This is a genomic window from Herbaspirillum sp. 1173 (assembly GCF_031455335.1).
GTDB classification, from domain to species: domain Bacteria; phylum Pseudomonadota; class Gammaproteobacteria; order Burkholderiales; family Burkholderiaceae_D; genus Herbaspirillum; species Herbaspirillum huttiense.
The window spans coordinates 130,639-153,892 of the sequence record NZ_JAVDSP010000006.1 but is presented as its reverse complement, the minus strand read 5'-3'; the positions used below and the strand labels follow the sequence as shown (position 1 = coordinate 153,892).

Here is a 23,254-nt window from a genome sequence, read left to right as displayed (position 1 = left end):
CTAATGGGTCTCCTGTTGATGTTGCGTGAGGGATTCAACGTTGACCAGATGCTGTACAACTCGCTCCATCTTCATGAAGCGTGAACCTTTTACCAAAACGGTCGCGCCCTGCGGCGCGGCCTGTTCCACCGCCGCATTGAGTGCGGCGATGTCGTCGAAATGCATGGCCTGCGCTACGTTTTGCAGCGCGGGGCCATACGAAGTGACGGCGTGTTTCGTCAATTCGCCCAGCCCGAAGAAGAGCGGGATGCCACGGCTGCGGGCATAGGCACCGATCTCGGCATGGAACTGCGGCCCCTGGTCGCCGACCTCGCCCATGTCGCCCAGTACCAGCACGCGCGGGCCGGCGATGGACGCCAGCACGTCGATGGCGGCGCGCACGGAATCAGGGTTGGCGTTATAGGTATCGTCGATCACCAGCGCACCGCTGCGTGCTTGCTTGCGCTGCAGGCGGCCGTTGACCGGGGCGAAGCTCTGCAGGCCGCGCACCACGGCGTCCACGGGGATGCCGGCACCCAGCGCGCAGGCGGCAGCCGCCAGCGCATTGCGTACGTTGTGCTCACCGACGGCAGCCAGTTCCACCTTGAACTGTGCGGGCGGCACGGCCAGCCCTTTCACCGTCACTTGCAGGGTGCTGCCGAACGCGGTGGCCTGGTAGCTGGCGCTCACATCGGCTTGCGCATTCAGGCCGAAGGTCAGCACGCGGCGCGCACCGGCTTCTTCACGCCAGAGCGCAGTGAAATCGTCATCGGCCGGGAACACGGCCACGCCATCGGCGGGCAGGTGGCGGATCACGGCGCCGTTCTCGCGGGCCACCGCTTCCACGCTGGCCATGAACTCCTGATGCTCGCGCTGGGCATTGTTGACCAGGCCCAGCGTCGGCTCGGCGATGCGCGAGAGCACGGCGATTTCGCCCGGATGGTTCATGCCCATCTCGATGACGGCCGCCTGATGTTGTGCGCGCAGGCGGAACAGGGTCAGCGGCACGCCGATCTCGTTGTTGAAATTGCCGCGCGTGCCCAGATAGCCGTCTTCACCGAAGGCGGCCGCGAGGATGGCGGCGATCATTTCCTTGACGGTGGTCTTGCCGTTGCTGCCGGTGACGCCGATCACGGGAATCTGGCGCTGCGCCCGCCAGCCATGGGCGATCTGGCCCAATGCGGCGCGGGTGTCGGGCACCACGATGGCCGGTACGCTCAATCCCGGCGGCACACGGTCGACCACCACGGCGGCAGCGCCCTGGGCCACGACCGCATCGAGGAAATCATGCGCATCGAAACGTTCGCCACGCAGCGCGACGAAGACATTGCCGGGCTTGACCGCACGGCTGTCGGTGACCACGTCATCGAGTTCAAGCACGCCGGCCGGGGCATTGACCACGCCCGGCACGGTGTGCGCAGAGGCGGCTTCCTCGGCGGTGCGGATCCATTCCAGCAACTGGCGGAAATCGAATCGCATCATGCGCCCCCCATCATGGTCGAGCGCGCGGCGAGCGCCAGCGCGACATGGTCGGCATCGAGGAAGGGCAATTTCTTGCCGGCGATTTCCTGGTAGGGCTCGTGCCCCTTGCCGGCCAGCAGGACCACATCGGCCTTGGTGGCATGGCGGATCGCCCACAGGATGGCACCGGCGCGATCGGGCAGCACGGTCGGTTCGACGCGGCTCATGCCGGCGCGGATCTGCTCGATGATGGCATGGGGATCTTCGGTGCGCGGGTTGTCGCTGGTCAGCACCACCTGGTCGGCCTGCTCGGCGATCTGGCCCATCTGCGGGCGCTTGCCCGGATCGCGATCGCCACCGCAGCCGAACACGCACCACAGCTGGCCACCGCGCTGGGTAGCGACCTGGCGCAGGGTGGACAGGGTCTTGTCGAGGGCATCGGGCGTATGCGCGTAATCGATCACGATCAGCGGTACATCGGGTCCACCGAACTGCTGCATGCGGCCGGGTGCCGGGCTCAGCGCGGCGGCGGCCGCGACCACGGCCTCCCAGGCCACGCCCTGGGTGAGCAGCACGCCCATGATGCCCAGCACGTTACTGACATTGAAACGTCCGACCAGCTGGGTCTTGACCTGGCCGCTGCCGAAAGGGGAATCGACATGGAAGGCGGTACCGGTATGGCTGCTGCGCAATTGGCTGGCGCGCAAAGTCGGTACGCCGTGCGTATCGCCGCCCAGCTCGTCCGCAATCGCGTAGCCGATCACCGGCAGCTTGCGCTCGGCCAGCAACGGCAGCAGGCGCTGGCCCATGCCGTCATCCAGATTGACCACGGCATGCTTCAGGCCCGGCCACTGGAACAGCTTGCGCTTGGCGTCTTCGTAGGTCTGCATGTCACCGTGGAAATCCAGGTGATCGCGGGTGAAATTGGTCAACAGGGCGACATCGACGTGCATGCCGTTCATGCGGCCCTGGGCCAGTCCGATGGAGGAAGCCTCAATGGCCAGCGCGCTCACGCGGGCCTGCGACAGCTTGAACAGGCTGCGTTGCAGCAGCACGGCGTCCGGCGTGGTGTAGCCGGTGACGTCGAAGCCTTGCGGCTTGCCGTTGACGAATGACCCCACGCCCAGCGTGCCGATGACACCGGCGCTGCTGGCACCGGCCAGGCGCGACAGTGCCGTACCCAGCCAGTAGGCGCAGGAGGTCTTGCCGTTGGTGCCGGTCACGGCCACCGTCAGCATGTGCTGGTCAGGCTGGCCATACCAGGCGGCGGCGATCTCGCCGGCACGCATCTTCAGGTCGGGCACGGCCAGGTGCGGCGCATCGATCTGCTCGGGCCAGGTGTAGCCAGCGGCTTCATACAGCACGGCAGCGGCACCGCGCTCGACGGCATCGGCAATATAGGAACGGCCGTCGGCGTCGCCCACGTAGGCGAAGAACACGTCGCCCGCTGCCACGCGGCGGGAATCCGAGGTCAGTTGCGCAGACGGCGACGCCTGGCGCAGCCAGGCGAGGATCTCTTGAAGGCTCGGAACGCGCTGGGACATTACATGCTCTCCTCTAGCGGTTCTTTGGGAATGATGATGTTGGTCACGCTGGAATCAGGCGGTACGTTCAATGCGCGCAAGGCATTGGCGGCCACGTTGGCAAACACCGGGCCGGCCACCGGGCCGCCGTAGTGCTGGCCTTGCGGCTCGTCGATCATCACCGAGATGATCAGGCGCGGGTCCGACATCGGGGCGATGCCCGAGAAGGAGGCCACGTACTTGCGCACATACTTGCCGCCCTCGATCTTGTAGGCGGTACCGGTCTTGCCACCGACGCGATAGCCCGGCACCTGAGCCTGCGGGGCCGTGCCGCCGGGGGCGACCACGGTTTCCAGCATGCGGCGCATCTGCAGGGCGGTATCAGCCGAGATGACGCGCTGGCCAATGGGCGAATCGGTGACCTTGGTGAAGGACAGCGGAATGATGTCGCCATTGCGGGCGAAGATCAGGTAAGCGTGCGCCAGCTGGATCAGCGAGACCGAGATGCCGTGGCCGTAGCTCATGGTGGCCTGCTCGATCGGACGCCACGACTTGTAGGGACGCACGCGCCCGGCCACCGCACCCGGGAAGCCAAACTTGGGCTGCTGGCCGAAACCGACCGTGGTGAACATTTCCCACATCTCTTCCGGCGGCATGCCCAGCGCGATCTTGGCGGTACCGATGTTGGAAGACTTCTCGATGATCTGCGCCACCGTCAGCGGACCGTGGGCATGCGAGTCGCCGATGGTGGCGGTGCCGATGGTCATCTTGCCGGGCGCGGTCTGGAACACGGTCGAGGGCGTGACGCGATGGGTATCCAGCGCCAGGGCCACGGTGAAGGGCTTGAGGGTGGAGCCGGGTTCGAAGGTATCGGTCACGACGCGGTTGCGCAGCTGCGCGCCGGTCAGTACCGAACGGTCATTGGGGTTGTAGGTCGGCAAGTTGGCCAGGGCCAGCACCTCGCCGGTCTTGGCATCGACCACGATGATGCCGCCGGCCTTGGCCTTGAATTTGTCGACCGCTTCCTTCAGTTGGGTGAAGGCGATGTACTGGATCTTGCTGTCGATGGACAGGGTCAGGTCGCGGCCGTCATGCGGCTCGCGGATGGATTCGATGTCTTCCACCACGCGGCCCAGGCGATCCTTGATGACGCGGCGGCTGCCCGTCATGCCGGCCAGGGTCTTCTGCGCGGCCAGTTCCATGCCGTCCTGCCCGGCGTCTTCGATATTGGTGAAGCCGACCACGTGCGCCATCACCTCGCCTTCGGGATAGAAGCGCTTGTATTCCTTGCGGGTCTCGATGCCGGGGATGCCCAGCTTGACGATCTTGTCAGCGGTATCCTGTTCGACCTGACGCTTCAGGTAAACGAAGCTGCGGTCGGAATCGAGCTTCTTGCGCAGTTCGGCATCGCTCATTTCCAGCAGCTTGGCCAGCTGCACCAGCTTGTCCTTGGGCGCGGCCTGCACGTCTTCCGGGATGGCCCAGATGGCCTTGACCGGCACCGACGAAGCCAGCACCTGGCCGTTGCGGTCGGTGATCTTGCCGCGCGTGGCCGGCAATTCGAGCGTGCGGGCGTAGCGTGACGCCCCCTGCTTCTGCAGGAAATCGGTGGACACGCCCTGCAGCCACAGCGCGCGCAGTACCAGCGCCACGAAGGCGGCAAACAGCACGAACAGCACGAAGCGCGAACGCCACGCCGGCAGCTTGACCTGCAGGATGGGATTGGAAGAAAACGCCACACCCTTGGAAGCCGCCACACGGCCACCGGAGAGGTTGGTACGCGGAGGCATCTTGGTCATGGTGCCCCCACGGTCAGGTATTGGGTACGGGCGGAGGAGACCGGAACCATGCCCAAGTCACGGCGCGCCAGTTCCTCGATGCGGGCGTTCTTGCCCAGCGTCGATTGGTCCAGCTGCAGCTGCGCCCAGTCGACGTCGAGCTGGCGGGCCGCGCTCTGGGCGCGCTCCAGCTCGATGAACAGGCTGCGGGCCTTGTACTGGGCGCTCACGACCGACAGCGCGCAACCCACCAGCATGATGGTCAGCAGGATGCACAGACGCCCGGTCATGCAGGCGCCCCTTGGGTCGTGGTGGAGGAAACGGGCGTCACGCGCTCCAGGCCGCGCATGACCGCCGAGCGGGCACGCGGGTTGGCAGTGACTTCGTCAGTGCCGGGCATGACACGCGGCAGCAGGCGGGCCGGCGCTTGCGGCAGGTCCACGGCACGGATCGGCAGGCGACGGTCGGGCTGCGGCGCATGGGCTTTGGAGGCCATGAACTGCTTGACGATGCGATCTTCCAGCGAGTGAAAGCTGATCACGACCAATCTCCCGTGCTGCGCCATCTGGGCAAATGCCTTGTCCAGACCTACTTCGAGTTCTTCAAGCTCTTGATTGACGAAAATCCGTACAGCCTGAAATGTACGAGTGGCCGGGTCTTTGCCTTTCTCGCGGGTTTTGACGGCTTGTGCCACGAGCGCGGCAAGCTGTCGTGTGCTTGAAATTGGCTCGATTGCCCGGCCAGCAACAATCTTCTTTGCAATCTGAAGAGCAAACCGTTCTTCCCCATAATCTCGTATCACCTTTGCAATCTGCTGTTCATCTGCCGTTGCCAGCCATTCCGCTGCCGACACGCCACGGGTGGTATCCATGCGCATGTCCAGCGGGCCATCGAGGCGAAAACTGAAGCCGCGCGCGGCGTCATCCACCTGCGGCGACGAGATGCCCAAATCCATCAATACGCCGTCGACCTGCGCAATGCCGCGTGCGGCAAGCGCTTCATCCATGGTCGCGAAGCTGTCGTGCACGATCTCGAACCGGGCATCGTCAATCTTCTGCGCCGTGGCGATGGCCAACGGATCCTTGTCAAATGCGATCAGGCGCCCTTGTGGGCCCAGCCTGGACAGGATGGCGCGGCTATGACCGCCGCGGCCGAAGGTTCCGTCCAGGTAAATGCCATTGGCGCGCTCGCCCGCAATGGCCAGCGCGTCCACGGCTTCTTCCAACAGCACGGTGCGGTGCTGCAGCTCGGGCACCGGTTGCAGATTCATCTTGTCCGGCCGTCAGAAGGAAAAGTTGCTCAACACATCCGGCATGCCACCTGCCACAGCCTCGGCTTCGCTTTCGGCCAGCTTGACGGCATCCCAGATTTCGAAATGACTACCCATGCCCAGCAACATCACATCACGCTGCAGACCCACGGCCGCGCGCAGTTCGGGCGCGATCAGGATGCGGCCGGCGCTGTCGAGCTCCACGTCCTGGGCATTGCCCAGGAAGATGCGCTGCCAGGCACGGGCCGACATCGGCCAGTTGGCGATCTGCTCGCGATGCGTCTCCCAAGTCGGGCGCGGGAAAAACAGCAGGCAGCCATGCGGATGGCGCGTCACGGTGGCGCGTCCTTCGCACTGCACAATCAGGGCGTCACGATGCTTGGCCGGAATGGTCATCCGTCCTTTGGCATCGAGATTGAGTGCTGACGCGCCCTGGAACACTGTGTTTTTCCTTCGCCTGCGGCGAGTGAGATTGCTGATCGGGTGCCGTGTCCTGCCGGGCAAATGCAAATGACGCCACAAATGCCCCACAAAAAAACACTTTTTGACACTGCCGCCCACTTTAGTGGATGCACTATTGCAGGTCAAGCGGTATACGCAGCGAAAAACCGGGATTTTGCTAATAAAGTCAAAGACTTAGCGCACTTCCTTAAAACCGGCCATTCACAACATTTGTGAAGAAAATGAAGGACTTAGCATTTACATTGAAGGTGTAACCTGAGCTATACACATGTGTTTCGCGCCAGAATTGCGCAACGGCGCGGATTTGCGCCGCATGGAACAGCCGCTGTGCCCGATTTCGGGGCAGCGCCAGAGAGGAAATTGGAGGGAATCCGACTGCGCCCGATTTGCGAGTGCGCGAGGCCAACGGACATGGATTTTGCAGTGCAACTTAAGTTCACCAGAGGGCGGAAAAAAGGGCAAAAAATATCCGGATTCGGGATGCCATCACCCGGATCGTTTTCCATCCCGGTCGCGACCGCGAGGAAGGTGACACCGGGAGGGCGTACAGGAAAGAGGTCGGCGAAGCAGCATCCGACCCCGAAACTTCATCAAATTCTTCGTCAAATGAATGGCAGGAAGCGTTTTTGTTTTGACTTCCGCGGCGAGCACCTTTTACTATCCGTGTCTTTGGGAAGATCGATACGCAAGAACGCGGCCGGCATGGCCCGTTTGCGGGTGTTGAAAAGCACGTCGATTTTTTTCAATCCAAGCCGGTTCCGGCCAGGGCCTATCGGCTGAAAACGCAGATAGGGCTTGCGGATCCGGCTCATTCCAGTGCTAAAATCTGGGCACCTTAACAGTGAAAGGAATTTTAAAGTGAACAAATCTGAATTGGTTGACGTTATCGCCGCCGACACCGAGATCTCCAAGGCAGCAGCCCAGCGCGCGCTGGACTCCGTCATCGAGAACATCATCAAGGCCGTGACCAAGGGCGATACCGTGCAATTGGTTGGCTTCGGTTCCTTCTCGACCGGCAAGCGCGCTGCTCGCACCGGCCGTAACCCGCAAACCGGCGAAGAAATCAAGATCGCCGCTGCAACCACCGTGAAGTTCTCGGCTGGCAAGGCTTTCAAGGAAGCCGTGAACAAGAAGAAGAAATAATTTCACGCTTCGCGCATTTGAATGCCCTAAACCAGGTTCAGGGCATTCAAATCGAGGCCGATTCGACAGGATCGGCCGTCCCCTCCCCCCCCCTCGCTTCACCCGCTTCCGCACTACGCTCCCCTGATGGTTCTTCGCTTGCACACTGGCCACAGTGAATGCACGGTGTCCGGACGCATTCCTTGCACAAGCCCCGCCAGCACAGTTGCCATCCGGACCGGCACGTACAGCAGGAGCGACCTCCATGAGCAGCAAGCTTCGTTTGCCAAGGCCACCCGCAGCGCCTAGAATTTTTTCGGCCTGACTTCTGCACACTGCCTCATTTCCGCTTGCCGTCCCGTCGTACACCATGAACAGCCGGCCCGTCCGGTTCATCCAAGGAGACCGTCGATGAATAGCCCTGCCCAGCGTCCGCCACTTCCGCCCTTCACCTGCGAGACCGCCGCCATGAAGGCGCGTGCCGCCGAAGATGCGTGGAATTCCTGCGATCCGCAACGCGTCTCGCTGGCCTATACCGAAGACAGCCGCTGGCGCAATCGTGCAGATTTCGTCCACGGACGGGCCGAGATCGTCGCCTTCCTCACCCGCAAATGGGCGCGCGAACTGGATTACCGCCTCATCAAGGAAGTCTGGGCGCACGAAGGCAACCGCATCGCCGTGCGCTTCGCCTATGAATGGCACGATGATTCGGGGAGCTGGTTCCGCTCCTATGGCAACGAAAACTGGGAATTCGACGAGCATGGCCTGATGCGCCTGCGTCATGCCTCCATCAACGACCTGCCCATCAAGGAGGCAGACCGCAAATTCCACTGGGACCGTTCAGGCCCGCGCCCGGCCGATCATCCGAGCCTGTCCGAACTGGGTCTGTAAGGCCGGACCGCTGGCCCGGCCGGGGAGCGCCTGAAGCGTTTCATGCACCCAGGTCAGCCAGCGGATGATCCGCCTGCGGCCACGGATCAGCGAAGAAACCTTCCACCCATTGCGGCGTGGCGGTGGCCAGCGAAGCCGGATTCCATTGCGGTTTCTGGTCCTTCTCGATGATCAGTGCGCGGATACCTTCGACGAAATCAGGGCGTGCCGCGCAATGCAGCGACACCACGAATTCCAGCCGGAACACCTGCGCCAGCGACAGCGGACGCACCCGCTTCTGCAAGGCGTAGCCCAACCAGGCCGATCCGGGCGAACCGGCGCGCAAGGTCGCTTGTGCCTTGACGAGCCAGGCATCCTCGGTCTCCAAGGTGAGGATGCCGTCCACGATCTCGGGCAGCGTGGGCCGGCGGCACAGGGAGTCGATCAGATCGAAATGCGTGCGCAGGTTGGAGGACGCGAAGACGGCCGCCCCTTCCTGTGAGGAGGAGGCCTGCGCGCTTGCCAGGACACGATCCAGCAATTCGGCATCATTGCCCTGCCCCCACGGCTGCATCAGCAGGGCATCGATCACCGAGGCCTTGGCGGCATGCGCCACGCGATAGTCGGCCAGCCCGGCGAAGAGCGCGTCGTTGGCATTGAGGTTGGCACCGGTCAGCGCCAGGAAGATGCCGGTCTTGCCCGGCATGCGCGCCAGGAACCAGCTGCCGCCCACGTCCGGATAAAGCCCGATGGTGATTTCCGGCATGGCCAAGCGCGATTTTTCGGTGACCACGCGGTGGCTGCAACCGGCCATCAGGCCGATGCCGCCGCCCATGACGATGCCATGCCCCCAGCACAGGATGGGCTTGGCGAAGCTGTGGACAAGATAATCCAGACGATATTCGTGCTCGAAAAATTCGGCCGCGTAGGTATTGGCGCGGATGTCCTCGCGCGCGGGCGAAGCGTGATGCTCGCGCATGGACCGATAGAGCTGCTGCAGGTCGCCCCCGGCACAGAAGGCTTTCTCGCCCTGCGCCTGCAGGATCACCATGGCCACGCCCGGATCGGCCTGCCACTGCTGCAGTTGCGGCGTGAGCAGCCGGACCATCTCCAGCGAGATGGCGTGCAGCGTCTTTTCGGAAGCGAGGGTGGCGATACCGATGCGACGGCCGTTGGCGGCCGTCAGTTCTTCGAATACCACGGGGGCGGCGGTTTGATTCATGGGTCTCCTGGGTCTCTGGCGAGCCCGCAGTGCCCACGGGCCGCAGTGTGTTTTATGTCAATGAATTCAATGAAGCAGGCCGGTAGGCCGGATTCTGTTACGGCGGGAAACCCGCTATGACAGCCATTCCTCTAGGCGACGGATCACTCCGCCGCTCAAGCTTTCTACCCGCACGCTCCGCGAGCCACATCAACGCGTGCCTATTTGAAATTGCTCCGGGTGGAGGTTACCGCGTTTCACCGTAACTGAATACGCTCGTCTCTGTGGCCCTGTTCCTCGCCTTATACCGGCTTGCGCCGGCTTTCAGCGGACGGCCGTTAACCGTCACCCTGCTCTGTGGAGTCCGGACCTTCCTCCCGCCACCTCCTTGCGAAGGCGGCCAGCGGCTGTCTGGCCTGCATCGGGCGCTATTGTAGCGCAGCATGGCCCGGCACCGGAGATCCTCCGTCGCAAAACGCTTTTGCGTGCGCGCAAAAGCTCATGCCAATTCGGCATGTGACACCCGTGCGGCTCTTCGGTAGTCTGCTGCTGATCCGCGGCAGGCCACGCGCTGCGCGGTTCTTGACTGACTTCCACGAAATTCCATGCATATCTGCGTAATGGGCGCCGGCGTGATCGGCGTGACCACTGCCTACCGTCTCCTGCAGGATGGCCATCAGGTCAGCCTCATCGATGCTCGCCAACAGCCCGGCGAGGGCACCAGCCAGGGCAATGGCGCCCAGCTCAGTTACTCCTATGTGGCGCCCTTGGCCGACCCCTCGGTCTGGACCAAGTGGGCTTACTACCTGTTCAGCAAGGATTCGCCGCTGACCATCCGGCCTACCGCCGATCTCGACCAGTACCGCTGGCTGCTGGAATTCCTGCGCTGCTGCAATGCGCAGCGGGTGCGCCAGACCACCATCGACCTGCTGCAACTGGCCTTCTACAGCCGCGATCAGCTCACGCAATGGAACGCCGGCCTGCAGCTGTCATTCGACCATCAACGTTCCGGCAAGCTGGTGATGTTCACCGACGCGCAGGGACTGGAAGCCGCCGCGCAGCAGGTGCAATTCCAGTCGCAATATGGCTGCCAACAGGAAGTCCTGGGCGCGGCCGAATGCATCCGCATCGAGCCGGCGCTGGGCCACTCGCAGCGCGACTGGGTCGGCGGCATTTACACGCCGAGCGAAGAAGCGGGCGATTGCCCGCAGTTCTGCCGCGCGCTGGTGGCGTCCATGCAGGCCCATCCGAACTTCCGCTTCATCGGTGGTGCCCGCATCAGTGACGTGCGTCGTGAAGGCCGCGCGCTGCGTGCGGTGCAGGCCGGCGGCCAATGGCTTGCGGCGGATCGTTTCGTGCTGGCGCTGGGCGCGGAGAGCGTGGAGTTCGCGCGCTTGCTGGACTTGCGCCTGCCGCTCTATCCGCTCAAGGGTTACAGCATCACGGTGCCGCTGGAGGACGAGGCCAGCCGCACGGCGGCACCGCAGGTCTCCATCACCGACATCGCCAGGAAGATCGTCTATGCGCGCCTGGGCCAGCGCCTGCGCGTGGCCGGGCGCATCGAACTGGTGGGCCAGGATCGCCGCATTCCGCCGGCGGCCATCGAAGAACTGAAGAACGGCCTGCGCGAACTCTTCCCCGGCTGCGCGCTGGGCGAGGATGCCACGCTGTCGCCGTGGATGGGCTTCCGTCCGGCGACGCCGAGCGGCGTGCCGATCGTGGGGGCGTCGCCGATCGAGAATCTTCATCTCAACATTGGCCAGGGTGCACTGGGTTGGACGCTGGCCTGCGGCAGCGCGGCGCTGGTCGCCGACCAGATCGCCGGCCGCCGCCGCGCCATCGACGACACGGCCTTCCAGTACCGCGGCTGAAGAAGTTTCATGCCAGGCTTCGGCATTCGGACTTAACATGGCCCCTGGCCTGCAATGGCGCAGGCCCATCCATGGGAGACGAACGATGCGGGAAAACCGGCTGCGCACCCTCTTCGCGCAACAGCAACTGGCCCTCTCGGGCTGGGTATCGATGGGCAACTCGCTGCTGGCCGAAGTGCTGGGCCACAGCGGCTACGATGCGGTGACGGTGGACTTGCAGCACGGTCCGTTCTCGATCGAATCGGCGCTGCCCATGCTGCAGGCCATCTCCAGCACGCCCGCCGTGCCGCTGGTGCGCTGTTCCGAAAACAGCCTGGGAGAAATCAACAAGCTGCTCGACGCCGGTGCCTATGGCGTGATCTGCCCGCTGATCAACACGGCGGCGGATGCCGAGCGCTTCGTGCGTGCCTGCCATTATTCACCGCGCGGCGGTCGCAGCTATGGCCCGGCACGCGGCTTCCTGTATGGCGGTGCGGACTACTTCGCCTACGCCAACGCCACCATCCTGACCCTGGCCATGATCGAGACCCGCGAAGGCTAAGCCAACGCCGAAGCGATCCTGCAGACCCCGGACCTGGACGGCATCTTCATCGGCCCCAGCGACCTGGCCATCGAACTCGGCCTGGCGCCGGACGCCTACGATGATGCACGCCTCAACGAGGCCATCGATCATCTGCTGGCGCTGGCGCGCAAGCTGGGCAAATACGTGGGGATCTTCGCCGGCACCATGGAGATGGCGCAGCGCATGAAGGGCATCGGCATGGACCTGGTGGTGCCGGGGACTGACATTCAGCAGATCAAGGCGGAGGGGGCGCGGAGGATCGCTGCGTTGCGCTGACGTGCTACCCGGGAAAATCGTAAACAAAAAAAGCGGATCAGCCGCCTGCAGCTGATCCGCTTTCATGCACCGATGCGCGACGCGCGGTGTGACGTCAGCCCCTCACCACCCGCCCAAAGAACGGATAATTCGGATCGTTGTACCCATGCGTGGACGCATGCCCCGGCGTGACCAGGCTGTCGACCAATGCCTCTTCCTCTGCGCTGATCTTCATTTCCGCCGCATCGTAGTAATCCTCCATCTGCGCCAGCGTGCGCGGTCCGGCGATGACGCTGCTGATGGACGCGTTGGCCAGCACCCAGGCGGTGGCGAACTGGCCCAGCTTGATCCCGCGCGCTTCGCAGTGCTGCTGCAGGCGCTGCGCGATCAGCAGCGATTCCTCGCGGAATTCGGTCTCCATCATGCGCTTGTCGCCCCGCCCGGCACGCGTGTCCTGCGGCGGCTTCTGGCCGGGCTGGTACTTGCCGGTCAGCACGCCGCGTGCAATCGGGCTGTAAGGCACCACGCCCAAACCATAGTTGGCGCAGGCCGGCAGGATTTCCACTTCGGGCTGACGGTTCAACAGGTTGTAATACGGCTGGCACACCAGCGGCAGCGGGACATTGTTCTTCTCGCACAGGCGCACGATCTCGGCAATGCGCCAGCCACGGAAGTTGGAGACGCCAAAGCCGCGGATCTTGCCCGCACGGATCAAATCGCCCAGCGCTTGCACGGCCTCTTCCAGGTTCTCGTCCTGGTAGTCGCGGTGCATGTAGAGGATGTCGAGGTAATCGGTATCGAGGCGCTTGAGGATGCTTTCGGTCTCGCGCACGATCCAGCTGCGCGAATAGTGCGACTCATTCGGCTTGCCACTCATGGCATTGCCCAGCTTGCTGGCCAGCACCCACTCATGGCGCTGTCCGGCCAGCAGCTTGCCGACGATTTCCTCGGACTTGCCCTTGGTGTAGACGTCCGCCGTATCGATGAAATTGATGCCATGCTCGCGGGCCGATGCCACGATGCGGCCGGACTCTTCCAGGTCGGTCTGGTCCCCGAACATCATGGACCCCAGACACAGGGCCGATACCTTCAGGTTGCTCTTGCCGAGGCGACGATAATGCATGCTGTCTCCGAATCAAATGGGATGTGGATAACTTAACTGCCGCAAGCCGCTCATTCTAGCGAGCTCCCGGTACGCCTGCTCAAGCTCACAGCACCGGCGCTTCCTCTTCCTGCCAGCGCCGCTTGTCGCGCAGCGGCGGCGCGCCGAACAGGCGGCTGTACTCGCGGCTGAACTGCGATGAACTCTCGTAACCCACGCGATGCGCGGCAGTGGCCACGCTGGCGTCGGCGGTGAGGATCAGTTTGCGGGCTTCCTGCAGGCGCAAATTCTTCTGGTATTGCAGCGGACTCATGGCCGTCACCAGCTTGAAGTGGTGATGCAGCGAAGACACGCTCATATGCACATCGCGTGCCACATCCTCGATGCGCAAGGCCTGGTCAAAGCCTTCCTTGATGAGGCGGATGGCCTTGGCCACGCGGTTCATCTGGCTGTCCTGCAATACGGTCTGGCGCAACAGCGCCCCCTGTCCGTTCATCAGCAGGCGATACAGGATCTCGCGCCGGATCATCGGCGCCATGATCGGCACGTCGCGCGGGGTCTCATGCAGGCGCAACAGGCGCAGCACCGCATCGAGCAGGTCAACGTCCAGCCGGTTCACATACAGGCCGCGCGCAGCCCCTTCGCCAAAATTGGCCGACGCCGGCAGGTTCTCGTCGCCGATCAGCTCGCCGATTTCCTGGGTATCGAGCTCCAGCCGCAAGCCCAGATAGGGTTCATCGGGACTGGTCACCATGACCTTGCCGACCACCGGCAGATCCACCGAGGCGACCAGGTAATGCATGGGATCGTATTCGTAGATCTCATCGCCCACGAAGATGCGCTTGGAACCCTGCGCAATGACCGCAAAGACCGGCTTCTGCACCGCGTGCTTGGGGCCGCTCGGACAGGTGATGCGATAGATTTCCAGGTTGGGGATGGCCGTAGCCAGCATGCCTTCGACGCCGGCCGTAGTGCGCTCCAGCAGTTGCAGCAGCTCCTGCTGCATGGCCTGGAAACGCGGATCATCCTGCTGCCGGGCGGGCGCACTCTCCACTGCCTCCGGCAGCAGCAACGGGCCGGAATCCTGAACGGAATGCAGATCGAGGTCCATAAGCTCCTCTCGTTGAAAGACAGACGCGACTCTAGCGCGGACTGGCAACTGCCTGATCCTCTGCAGTCCATCCATGGAGAATCGGGCAAGAAGTTTGCAGGATCAGGTATGCCCTTGCACGATTGAGCGCAATGATCATGGCACGGACACACCGAAAACCACGCGCCAGCGCGATTTCACCTGAAATCCCAGCAAGCATGAAAAGAGAATCGGGCAAAAAACCAGCAGCTTAAGGCACGCGAAAACACCGGCCCGCCCTGCATAATCCTCGCCGAACCCCAAGCCAGATTTACATCGATCAGAACACGCTCTCGGCGATGTTGTACTGCTCCACCACCGTGCGCACCGTCGTGGATTCGGGCTTGTTGACGAAGTGGCACTCGCTCTCTTCCATGCCCATGGTGCAGGCCTTGTTCAACGGGCAGGTGGCGAACAGTTCGGCCACCCAGTCGACGAAGGCACGCACCTTGGGCGAGAGATGGCGGTTGTGCAGGTACACCACGGAAATCGGCAGCGGTGCCGGCTTCCATTGCGACAGCACTTCCACCAGACGGCCTTCATCGATGTGGCGGGTGACCATGTAGAGCGGCGCCTGCACCATGCCGAAGCCTTGCAGGGCGCACTCCACGTAGGCATCGGCATCGTTGACCGACAGACGGCCATTCATCTTCACCTCGCGGGTGATGCCATCGACCACGAAGTCCCAGTCGATGGTGCGGCCGGTACGGCCGGAGAAATAATGGACCGACTGGTGCTGTTGCAGGTCTTCGATGGTGTGCGGCACGCCATGGCGCTCCAGGTAGGACGGGGCGGCGCAGGTCACGGTCTGGAAGGTGCCGATGCGGCGCGCCACCATCGAGGAATCCTGCAAGTCGCCGATGCGGATGACGCAGTCCACGGCCTCCTGCACCAGGTCCACGGGACGATCGCCCATGCCCATGACCAGCTCGATGTCCGGGTACTTGCTGTAGAAGTCGCACAGGTTGGGCAGCAGCATGAGCCGGCCGATGGAGCCCGGCACATCGATACGCAGCCGCCCCTGCGGACCGCGGGTGACATTGCGGAAGGATTGTTCAGTCTCCTCGACGTCCGCCAGGATGCGCACGCAGCGCTCGTAATACGCCGCGCCGTCGGGCGTGAGGCTGATGCGACGCGTGGTGCGGTTCAGCAGGCGCACCTTCAGCATGCTCTCCAGCCCCTGGATCAGGGTGGTCACGGTAGTGCGCGGCAGGTTCAGGTTGTCGGCAGCGCGTGTGAAGCTGTTGGCATCCACCACAGCAGTAAAGACTTGCATGGCCTGGAAACGGTCCATCGCTCTCTCCTTTGAGGCCGCCGCCAGGGAAAACGCCGGCGCGGCAATCGGGGGCAAGACAGATCCCTGCAAGACCAGGCACCGCCCCCGGCGCGCCATCTTGCCATGACGGGATGGACCTGGATCGCAGTGACCAGCCCCATCCCAATTTAAACCAAATAACGACAAAATCCAGCCAACTTTGCACATCGGAGGACAACAGCATCGATGTCGCAGGAGCCACCCACTTCACCGAGGCGGGAAGCTAGGGCTTTTTCTTCACTGAAAGGATCAGAAAAGTGAATGAATTAATTTCACTGATTGTTCAGACTTACCGAACAGTGTTGTTGGATTATAGGTGTTTATTCGAGACCCTGCTGTGGCGCACAATCCGCTCCATTCTTGGACAAGTGGCTTCGGCCCAGGCGCTCATCATGCAAGGTTCCTCTCCGCTGGACATCCGCAATTTCTTCGTTCCCGGCCCGCTGGGACGCATCCCCGTGCGCCTGTACCAGCCCGCTGCCGCCCTGCCCAAGGGTGAGAAACGCCCGCTGGTGCTGTATTTCCACGGCGGCGGTTTCACCAGTGGTTCGCTGGATGACGCCGACACCCCGGCCAGCTTCCTGGCCGAGCACAACCAGGCGGTGGTGCTGTCGGTCGGCTACGCGCTGGCGCCGGCCAAGCCCTTCCCGGCCGCGCCCGAAGATGCCTTCGCCGCTGCCACCTGGGCCTGCAAGAACGCCACCGAACTGCAGGTTGACCTGGACCGCATGGTGGTCGCTGGCGACGATGCCGGCGGCAGCCTGGCCGCCAGCCTGACGATGATGACCCGCGACCGCTGCGGCAAGCCGCTGGCGGCCCAGGTACTGATCAGCCCGATGCTGGACCCCAGCATGCGCCTGCTGGGCGATGCCACCCGCCTGCAATCCGATGTCACCGCCGAGACTTGCGCGGCCAGCTATCGCCAGTACCTGCCGCAGACCATGCAGCGCCTGCATCCCTATGCCGCGCCGCTGGAAGTGAGCCGCCTGGCGGGCCTGCCGCCGGCCTTCATTGCCACCGCCGAACGTGACGTGCTCTGCCCGGAGGCCGAGAAATACGCCTCCAGCCTGATCCGCGCCGGCGTGCCCACGCAGGTCTCGCGCTTCGTCGGCATCACGCACGGGGCCCTGCGTACGCACCTGCCGCTGCTGACCGAGATCGTCAATTTCCTGCGCTGCCGCTTCGCCACCCTGCGACGCGATGCTGCGCTCCCTGAATTTTTGCCGCATCCGCTTCACCCCTCCACTTCACTCTGAGGACAAGAAAATGAACACTCCCGCCCCACTGCGCAAACGTTTCGCTCTCACTGCCACAGTCCTGGCCGTCATCGCCCTCTCGGTCGGTGGCACCATCTCCATGGTCGGCCTCTCGGCCAATGCCTCCACGGCCCCGACCGCTGCCGCCGCCGGCGCGCCGGTCGATGTCGCCGAAGTGGTCCAGCGCCAGATCATCGACTGGCAATCCTATTCGGGCCGCATCGAAGCGGTCGATCGCGTCGAGGTCCGTCCGCTGGTGGGCGGCACCCTGACTGCCGTGCACTTCAAGGATGGCGCACTGGTCAAGAAGGGCGACGTGCTCTTCACCATCGATCCGCGTCCGTATGAAGCCGAAGTCGCCCGCGCCGAAGCGCAACTGGCCGGTGCCGAAGCCCGTGCCGGCTATACCGCCTCCGACCTGGCCCGTGGCCAGCGCCTGCTGGGCGACAACGCCATCGCCAAGCGCGATTTCGAAGAGAAGCAGAACGCCTCGCGCGAAGCCTCGGCCAATGTCGCCGCCGCCCGTGCCGCCCTGCGCGCGGCCCGCCTGAACCTGGAATACACCCGCATCACCGCACCGGTCTCGGGCCGCATCTCGCGCGCCGAAGTGACCGTGGGCAACGTGGTGAACCCGGGTGCCGCCAATGCGCCGCTGACCACGCTGGTATCAGTGGCCAAGGTCTATGCCTCCTTCGATGTGGATGAACAAAGCTTCCTGAAGTACGTGAACCCGGCGCGCGCCGCGGGTGCCACCGTGCCGGTGGAACTGGGCCTGGCCAATGAAGACGGCTACTCCCGCAAGGGCCGCGTCGGATCGGTCGACAACCGCCTCGATACCGCCTCCGGCACCATCCGCGTGCGCGCCATCTTCGACAACGCCGATGGCCAGCTGGTCCCGGGCCTGTATGCCCGCGTGCGCCTGGGTGGCGGCGCGCCGCACCAGGCCGTGCTGATCGACGAAAAGGCCCTCGGTACCGACCAGGACAAGCGCTTCGTCATGGTAGCCGACAAGGACAACAAGGCGAATTACCGCCAGGTGGTGGTGGGCGCCGGCCATGACGGTCTGGTGGTGATCGAAAAGGGCCTGCAGCCGGGCGAACGCATCGTGGTCAATGGCCTGCAGCGCATCCGTCCGGGTGACGCCATCACCCCGACCGTCGTGCCGATGCAGGCGCAGACCGCCACGGCAGCACCGGCACCTGCCGCCGGCAAGGCCTGATCCGAAGCAGCGCTCTCGCATTCAAGGAAGAACAAGTCGCAGGGGCTGCAAGGCCCGCTGCCAGGGCATTTGCATCCTGACGACTGACAAGGAACCTACATGAATATCTCAAAATTCTTCATCGACCGCCCGATCTTCGCGGGCGTGCTGTCGGTACTGCTGCTGCTGGGCGGCGTGCTGGCCATGCTGCAGCTACCCATCTCCGAATATCCGGAAGTGGTGCCGCCCTCGGTAGTGGTGCGCGCGCAGTATCCCGGCGCCAACCCGAAAGTGATCGCTGAAACGGTGGCTTCGCCGCTGGAAGAGCAGATCAACGGCGTGGAAAACATGCTCTACATGCAGTCGCAGGCCAACAGCGACGGCAACCTCACCATCACCGTCAACTTCCGCCTGGGCGTCGATCCCGACAAGGCCCAGCAGCTGGTGCAGAACCGCGTCTCGCAAGCCCTGCCGCGCCTGCCGGAAGACGTGCAGCGACTGGGCGTGACCACGCTCAAATCCTCGCCCACGCTGACCATGGTGGTGCACCTGACCTCGCCCGACAACCGCTACGACACCACCTACCTGCGCAACTATGCAGTCCTGAACGTCAAGGACCGCCTGGCGCGTATCCAGGGCGTGGGTGAAGTGGGCCTGTTCGGCTCGGGCAACTACGCCATGCGCGTCTGGCTCGATCCCAACAAGGTGGCCCAGCGCGGCCTGACGGCCACCGACGTGGTGCGCGCCATCCGCGAGCAGAACGTGCAGGTAGCGGCCGGTGTGATCGGTGCCTCGCCCAGCTCGCCCGAAACGCCGCTGCAATTGTCGGTGAACGCGCAGGGTCGTCTGAAGACCGAGGGCGAATTCCGCGACATCATCCTGAAGGCCTCGCCCGATGGCGCGACCACCCGCCTGGGTGACGTCGCACGTGTCGAACTGGCCGCCTCCGAATATGGCCTGCGCTCGCTGCTGGACAACAAGCCGGCCGTGGCCATCCCCATCTTCCAGGCCCCTGGTGCCAATGCGCTGGATGTCTCGACCCAGGTGCGGGCGGCGATGAAGGAATTGTCGGCCGACTTCCCCAGCTCGGTCAGCTACAGCATCGTCTATGACCCGACCCAGTTCGTGCGGGCCTCCATCGAAGCGGTGGTGCATACCCTGCTGGAAGCCATTGCATTGGTCGTGATCGTGGTGATCATCTTCCTGCAGACCTGGCGCGCTTCCATCATTCCGCTGTTGGCCGTGCCGGTCTCCATCATCGGTACCTTCTCGCTGATGCTGGGCTTTGGCTACACCATCAATGCGCTGTCGCTGTTCGGGATGGTGCTGGCCATCGGTATCGTGGTCGATGATGCCATCGTGGTGGTGGAAAACGTGGAGCGCAACATCGGTGCCGGCCTTTCGCCGCGTGACGCCACCTATCGCGCCATGCAGGAGGTCTCCGGCCCCATCATCGCCATTGCCCTGACGCTGGTAGCGGTGTTCGTGCCGCTGGCCTTCATGACCGGCCTGACCGGCCAGTTCTACAAGCAGTTCGCGATGACCATTGCGATCTCCACCGTCATCTCGGCCTTCAACTCGCTCACGCTGTCCCCGGCTCTGGCCGCCCTGCTGCTCAAGGGCCACGGCGACAAGCCGGACTGGCTGACGCGGCAGATGGACCGCTTCCTCGGTGGCTTCTTCATCCGCTTCAACCGCTTCTTCAACCGCGCCTCCGACAACTACGGTCATGGCGTGACCGGCGTGATCAAGCGCAAGGGTGCCACCATGGGCGTGTATGTGGTGCTGCTGGCGGCGACGCTGGGTGTGTCCTACATCGTTCCCGGCGGCTTCGTGCCGGGCCAGGACAAGCAATACCTGGTGGCCTTCGCCCAGCTGCCCAATGGCGCTTCGATCGACCGCAGTGAAGAAGTGATGCGCAAGATGAGCGACATCATGCTGAAGGAACCGGGCGTGGCCAGTGCGATTGCCTTCCCTGGCCTGTCCATCAACGGTTTCACCAACAGCTCTTCGGCCGGTATCGTCTTCGTGGGCCTGAAGCCCTTCGAGGAACGCAAGAGCAAGGAACTGTCAGGCAATGCCATCGCCGCCTCGCTGAACAAGAAATTCGGCGGCATCAAGGAAGCCTTCACCGCCGTCTTCCCGCCGCCGCCGGTGATGGGCCTGGGTACGCTGGGTGGCTTCAAGATGCAGATCGAAGACCGCGATGCGCTGGGTTACGCCGAACTGGACAAGGCTGCGCAAGCCTTCATGAAGGCCGCCGCCAAGGAACCGGCGCTGGGTCCGATGTTCTCCAGCTACCAGATCAACGTGCCGCAGCTGGATGTGGAACTGGATCGCGTCAAGGCCAAGCAGTTGGGCATTCCGGTCACCGACGTGTTCAACACCATGCAGATCTACCTGGGTTCGCTGTATGTGAACGACTTCAACCGCTTCGGCCGCGTCTATCAGGTGCGGGCCCAGGCTGACGCGCCCTTCCGCGCCAAGGCCGAGGACATCGCGCAGCTGAAGACCCGCAACGATGCCGGCGAGATGGTGCCGCTGTCTTCCGTGGTGAAGGTCAAGCAGACCTTCGGTCCGGAAATGGTGGTGCGCTACAACGGCTATACCGCCGCCGACATCAATGGCGGCCCGGCTCCGGGTTATTCCTCGGACCAGGCCCAGGCTGCGGCTGAACGCGTGGCGGCTGCCACCCTGCCGCGCGGCATCAAGTTCGAATGGACCGACCTGACCTACCAGAAGATCCTGGCCGGCAACGCAGGCGTCTGGGTGTTCCCGATCAGCGTGCTGCTGGTGTTCCTGGTGCTGGCGGCGCTCTATGAAAGCCTGACCCTGCCGCTGGCCGTGATCCTGATCGTGCCGATGAGCATCCTGGCGGCACTGACCGGTGTGTGGCTCACCCGCGGCGACAACAACATCTTCACCCAGATCGGCCTGATGGTGCTGGTGGGTCTGTCGGCGAAGAACGCCATCCTGATCGTGGAATTCGCCCGCGAACTGGAGATGCAGGGCCGCACTGCCGTGCAAGCCGCCATCGAAGCCAGCCGCCTGCGTCTGCGCCCGATCCTGATGACCTCGATCGCCTTCATCATGGGGGTGGTGCCGCTGGTGACCTCCTCCGGCGCCGGTTCGGAAATGCGCCATGCGATGGGCATTGCGGTGTTCTTCGGCATGCTGGGCGTAACCCTCTTCGGCCTGTTCCTCACCCCCGTGTTCTACGTCCTGCTGCGTACCATCGACCGCCGCGCCCTGCACTCGGCCTCGCATCACGAAGCCCCGATGACCGCCGGCACCCACATCGCCCACGCTGCACCGGGCGCACAGGATGATCGCTGATCTGCGGATCGGCCCATGAATGGAGCAAGAAAAATGATGACCCAATCTCTCTCGATGAGCCGCCTGCTGCGCCCCGTGCGCATCAGCTCGGCCCTGCTGGCGGCACTGCTGGTGCTGGCCGGCTGCTCGGTGGCCCCGACCTATGAACGTCCGGCGGTGGACACCCCGGCCGCCTTCAAGGAAGCGGCCCCTGCGCCGCAGACCGGCGAGAACGGCAGCCAGTGGAAGACCGCGCAACCGGCCGAAGACATTGCCCGTGGCGAGTGGTGGAAAATCTTCGGCGACGACAAGTTGAACGCCCTCGAAGACACCGCCCAGCAAGCCAACCAGGACCTCAAGGCGGCCGCCGCCCGCCTGGGCCAGGCGCGCGCCCTGACCCGCGATGCGCGCTCGGGCTACTTCCCGCAGGTGGATGCAGGGGTCGGTGCGACCCGCCAGCGCCCGTCGCCCGCCTCGCAAGGCTTGCCGGCCGATGCCAACACACAACCATTCACTCTCTATCGTGCTCAGGTGAACGTTTCTTACGAAGTTGACCTGTTTGGGCGAGTCGCCTCGACCGTCGATGCCGCCACCGCCGATGCCCAGCGCAGCGAAGCGCTGTTCCACTCGGTACTGCTGGCCCTGCAGGCCGACGTGGCGCAGCAGTACTTCCAGGTGCGTGAACTGGACGCTGCCGCCGAGCTGTATCGCGGCACCGTCGAGTTGCGCCAGGAATCGCTGCGCCTGGTGCAGCGCCGCTTCGACGAAGGCGACATCAGTGAAGTGGACGTGGCCCGCGCCCGTTCCGAACTGGCCTCGGCCCAATCGGAAGCGCTGGGCATCGCCCGCCAGCGCGCCACCGCCGAACACGCGCTGGCCATCCTGCTGGGCCGCACCCCGGCCGAGTTCTCGCTGCCGCCGCAACCGCTGACGCGCCTGAGCGTGTCGGTGCCGGCCGGACTGCCCTCGACGCTGCTGGAGCGCCGTCCCGACATCGCCGCTGCCGAACGCGCCATGGCTGCCGCCAATGCCCGCGTGGGCGTGGCCAAATCGGCCTTCTTCCCGGCGCTGAACCTGACCGGTGGCCTGGGCTATGAGTCGGCGCAACTGGGCGATCTGTTCAACTGGTCCAGCCGCACCTTCCTCCTGGGCCCGCTGGTGGGCACGGCGCTGTCGATGCCGCTGTTCGATGGCGGACGCCGCCAGGCCGGTGTGGATCGTGCGCGCGCCAGCTATGAAGAGCAGGTGGCGACCTATCGCGGCACGGTTCTGAACGCTTTCCGCGAAGTGGAAGACAACCTGGCCAACCTGCGCATCCTGGACGACCAGAACCGCGCGCAAGACGAAGCCGTAGCCGCTTCCTCGCGCGCAGCCAAGCTCTCGCACACGCAGTACCGCGAAGGTGCCGTCAGCTACTTCAGCGTCATCGATGCCGACCGTACCGTGCTGCAAACCCGGCGCGCTTCGGTCACGCTCGATGGCGAACGGGCCCGTGCAACAGTCAACCTGATCCGCGCCCTGGGCGGCGGATGGGGTAGTCCGGAAATGCAACTATCCTCATCGAAGTAAGCACGCAGACGTGACA

General features: G+C 64.0%; 17 protein-coding genes, 1 other RNA gene and 1 pseudogene. 8 read left to right on the top strand and 11 right to left on the bottom strand.

Annotated features, from left to right (window positions below):
* The 6 genes from murF to mraZ are packed head-to-tail and all read right to left on the bottom strand — an operon-like array spanning position 1 to position 6,452.
* Positions 1–1,461 carry a UDP-N-acetylmuramoyl-tripeptide--D-alanyl-D-alanine ligase gene (gene murF, locus J2X56_RS19145; RefSeq protein WP_310161768.1) on the bottom strand — a complete coding sequence of 487 codons (1,461 nt, stop codon included), beginning with the start codon at positions 1,459–1,461 and terminating at the stop codon, positions 1–3.
* Positions 1,458–2,984 carry a UDP-N-acetylmuramoyl-L-alanyl-D-glutamate--2,6-diaminopimelate ligase gene (locus tag J2X56_RS19140; RefSeq protein WP_310161767.1) on the bottom strand — a complete coding sequence of 509 codons (1,527 nt, stop codon included), beginning with the start codon at positions 2,982–2,984 and terminating at the stop codon, positions 1,458–1,460. Before J2X56_RS19140 ends, murF begins: the two co-directional genes overlap by 4 nt.
* A complete protein-coding gene (locus tag J2X56_RS19135; protein WP_121042518.1) occupies positions 2,984–4,762 on the bottom strand; it encodes a penicillin-binding protein 2 in 1,779 nt (592 codons plus the stop codon). The genes J2X56_RS19140 and J2X56_RS19135 overlap by 1 nt, the downstream gene beginning before the upstream one ends.
* A complete protein-coding gene (gene ftsL, locus J2X56_RS19130) occupies positions 4,759–5,031 on the bottom strand; it encodes a cell division protein FtsL (RefSeq protein WP_034329293.1) in 273 nt (90 codons plus the stop codon). Before ftsL ends, J2X56_RS19135 begins: the two co-directional genes overlap by 4 nt.
* On the bottom strand, positions 5,028–6,011 hold the full coding sequence (gene rsmH, locus J2X56_RS19125; protein WP_134135696.1) for a 16S rRNA (cytosine(1402)-N(4))-methyltransferase RsmH: 984 nt from the start codon (positions 6,009–6,011) through the stop codon (positions 5,028–5,030). Before rsmH ends, ftsL begins: the two co-directional genes overlap by 4 nt.
* A 12-nt stretch (positions 6,012–6,023) precedes the next feature.
* Positions 6,024–6,452, bottom strand: a complete 429-nt coding sequence (gene mraZ / locus J2X56_RS19120) for a division/cell wall cluster transcriptional repressor MraZ (protein ID WP_006465511.1) — start codon at positions 6,450–6,452, stop codon at positions 6,024–6,026.
* Between the two features lie 879 nt (positions 6,453–7,331).
* Between mraZ and J2X56_RS19115 the strand changes: the two genes are divergently transcribed.
* Positions 7,332–7,616 (top strand): HU family DNA-binding protein, encoded by a 285-nt coding sequence (locus J2X56_RS19115; RefSeq protein WP_006465510.1) that lies wholly within the window; start codon positions 7,332–7,334, stop codon positions 7,614–7,616.
* Between the two features lie 390 nt (positions 7,617–8,006).
* Entirely contained in the window at positions 8,007–8,486 is a 480-nt protein-coding gene (locus J2X56_RS19110; RefSeq protein WP_134135697.1) for a nuclear transport factor 2 family protein, read from the top strand.
* A 40-nt stretch (positions 8,487–8,526) separates the two neighbouring features.
* Here the strand turns inward: J2X56_RS19110 and J2X56_RS19105 are convergent, their stop codons facing one another.
* Together J2X56_RS19105 and rnpB are read right to left on the bottom strand one after the other, a co-directional pair.
* The gene (locus tag J2X56_RS19105; RefSeq protein ID WP_310161762.1) at positions 8,527–9,687 is read right to left on the bottom strand and encodes an enoyl-CoA hydratase/isomerase family protein; all 1,161 of its coding nucleotides are present in this window, start codon (positions 9,685–9,687) and stop codon (positions 8,527–8,529) included.
* A 67-nt stretch (positions 9,688–9,754) separates the two neighbouring features.
* An RNA gene (gene rnpB / locus J2X56_RS19100) (RNase P RNA component class A) lies at positions 9,755–10,089 on the bottom strand.
* Positions 10,090–10,271: 182 nt separating this feature from the next.
* Between rnpB and J2X56_RS19095 the strand changes: the two genes are divergently transcribed.
* Positions 10,272–11,537, top strand: a complete 1,266-nt coding sequence (locus J2X56_RS19095; RefSeq protein WP_310161760.1) for a D-amino acid dehydrogenase — start codon at positions 10,272–10,274, stop codon at positions 11,535–11,537.
* Between the two features lie 37 nt (positions 11,538–11,574).
* A pseudogene (locus J2X56_RS19090) lies at positions 11,575–12,375 on the top strand (HpcH/HpaI aldolase family protein).
* Between the two features lie 94 nt (positions 12,376–12,469).
* On the opposite strand, the gene J2X56_RS19085 reads toward J2X56_RS19090, so the two are convergent.
* The 3 genes from J2X56_RS19085 to J2X56_RS19075 all read right to left on the bottom strand — a co-directional run bounded on the left by J2X56_RS19085 (position 12,470) and on the right by J2X56_RS19075 (position 15,879).
* On the bottom strand, positions 12,470–13,477 hold the full coding sequence (locus tag J2X56_RS19085) for an aldo/keto reductase (protein WP_310161758.1): 1,008 nt from the start codon (positions 13,475–13,477) through the stop codon (positions 12,470–12,472).
* An 85-nt stretch (positions 13,478–13,562) separates the two neighbouring features.
* Positions 13,563–14,567 carry an AraC family transcriptional regulator gene (locus J2X56_RS19080; RefSeq protein ID WP_121042506.1) on the bottom strand — a complete coding sequence of 335 codons (1,005 nt, stop codon included), beginning with the start codon at positions 14,565–14,567 and terminating at the stop codon, positions 13,563–13,565.
* Positions 14,568–14,865: 298 nt separating this feature from the next.
* Positions 14,866–15,879, bottom strand: coding sequence for a LysR family transcriptional regulator (locus J2X56_RS19075; RefSeq protein WP_121042504.1), 1,014 nt, complete (start codon positions 15,877–15,879; stop codon positions 14,866–14,868).
* Between the two features lie 413 nt (positions 15,880–16,292).
* On the opposite strand from J2X56_RS19075, the gene J2X56_RS19070 reads away from it, so the two are divergent.
* The 4 genes from J2X56_RS19070 to J2X56_RS19055 all read left to right on the top strand — a co-directional run bounded on the left by J2X56_RS19070 (position 16,293) and on the right by J2X56_RS19055 (position 23,238).
* Positions 16,293–17,156: an alpha/beta hydrolase gene (locus J2X56_RS19070; protein ID WP_227022654.1), complete on the top strand. Its 864-nt coding sequence runs from the start codon at positions 16,293–16,295 to the stop codon at positions 17,154–17,156.
* A gap of 10 nt (positions 17,157–17,166) precedes the next feature.
* The gene (locus tag J2X56_RS19065) at positions 17,167–18,375 is read left to right on the top strand and encodes an efflux RND transporter periplasmic adaptor subunit (protein WP_310161747.1); all 1,209 of its coding nucleotides are present in this window, start codon (positions 17,167–17,169) and stop codon (positions 18,373–18,375) included.
* 99 nt (positions 18,376–18,474) lie between these two features.
* The gene (locus tag J2X56_RS19060) at positions 18,475–21,690 is read left to right on the top strand and encodes an efflux RND transporter permease subunit (RefSeq protein WP_088755841.1); all 3,216 of its coding nucleotides are present in this window, start codon (positions 18,475–18,477) and stop codon (positions 21,688–21,690) included.
* Between the two features lie 33 nt (positions 21,691–21,723).
* Positions 21,724–23,238 carry an efflux transporter outer membrane subunit gene (locus J2X56_RS19055; protein WP_204726196.1) on the top strand — a complete coding sequence of 505 codons (1,515 nt, stop codon included), beginning with the start codon at positions 21,724–21,726 and terminating at the stop codon, positions 23,236–23,238.
* Positions 23,239–23,254: the final 16 nt, after the last annotated feature.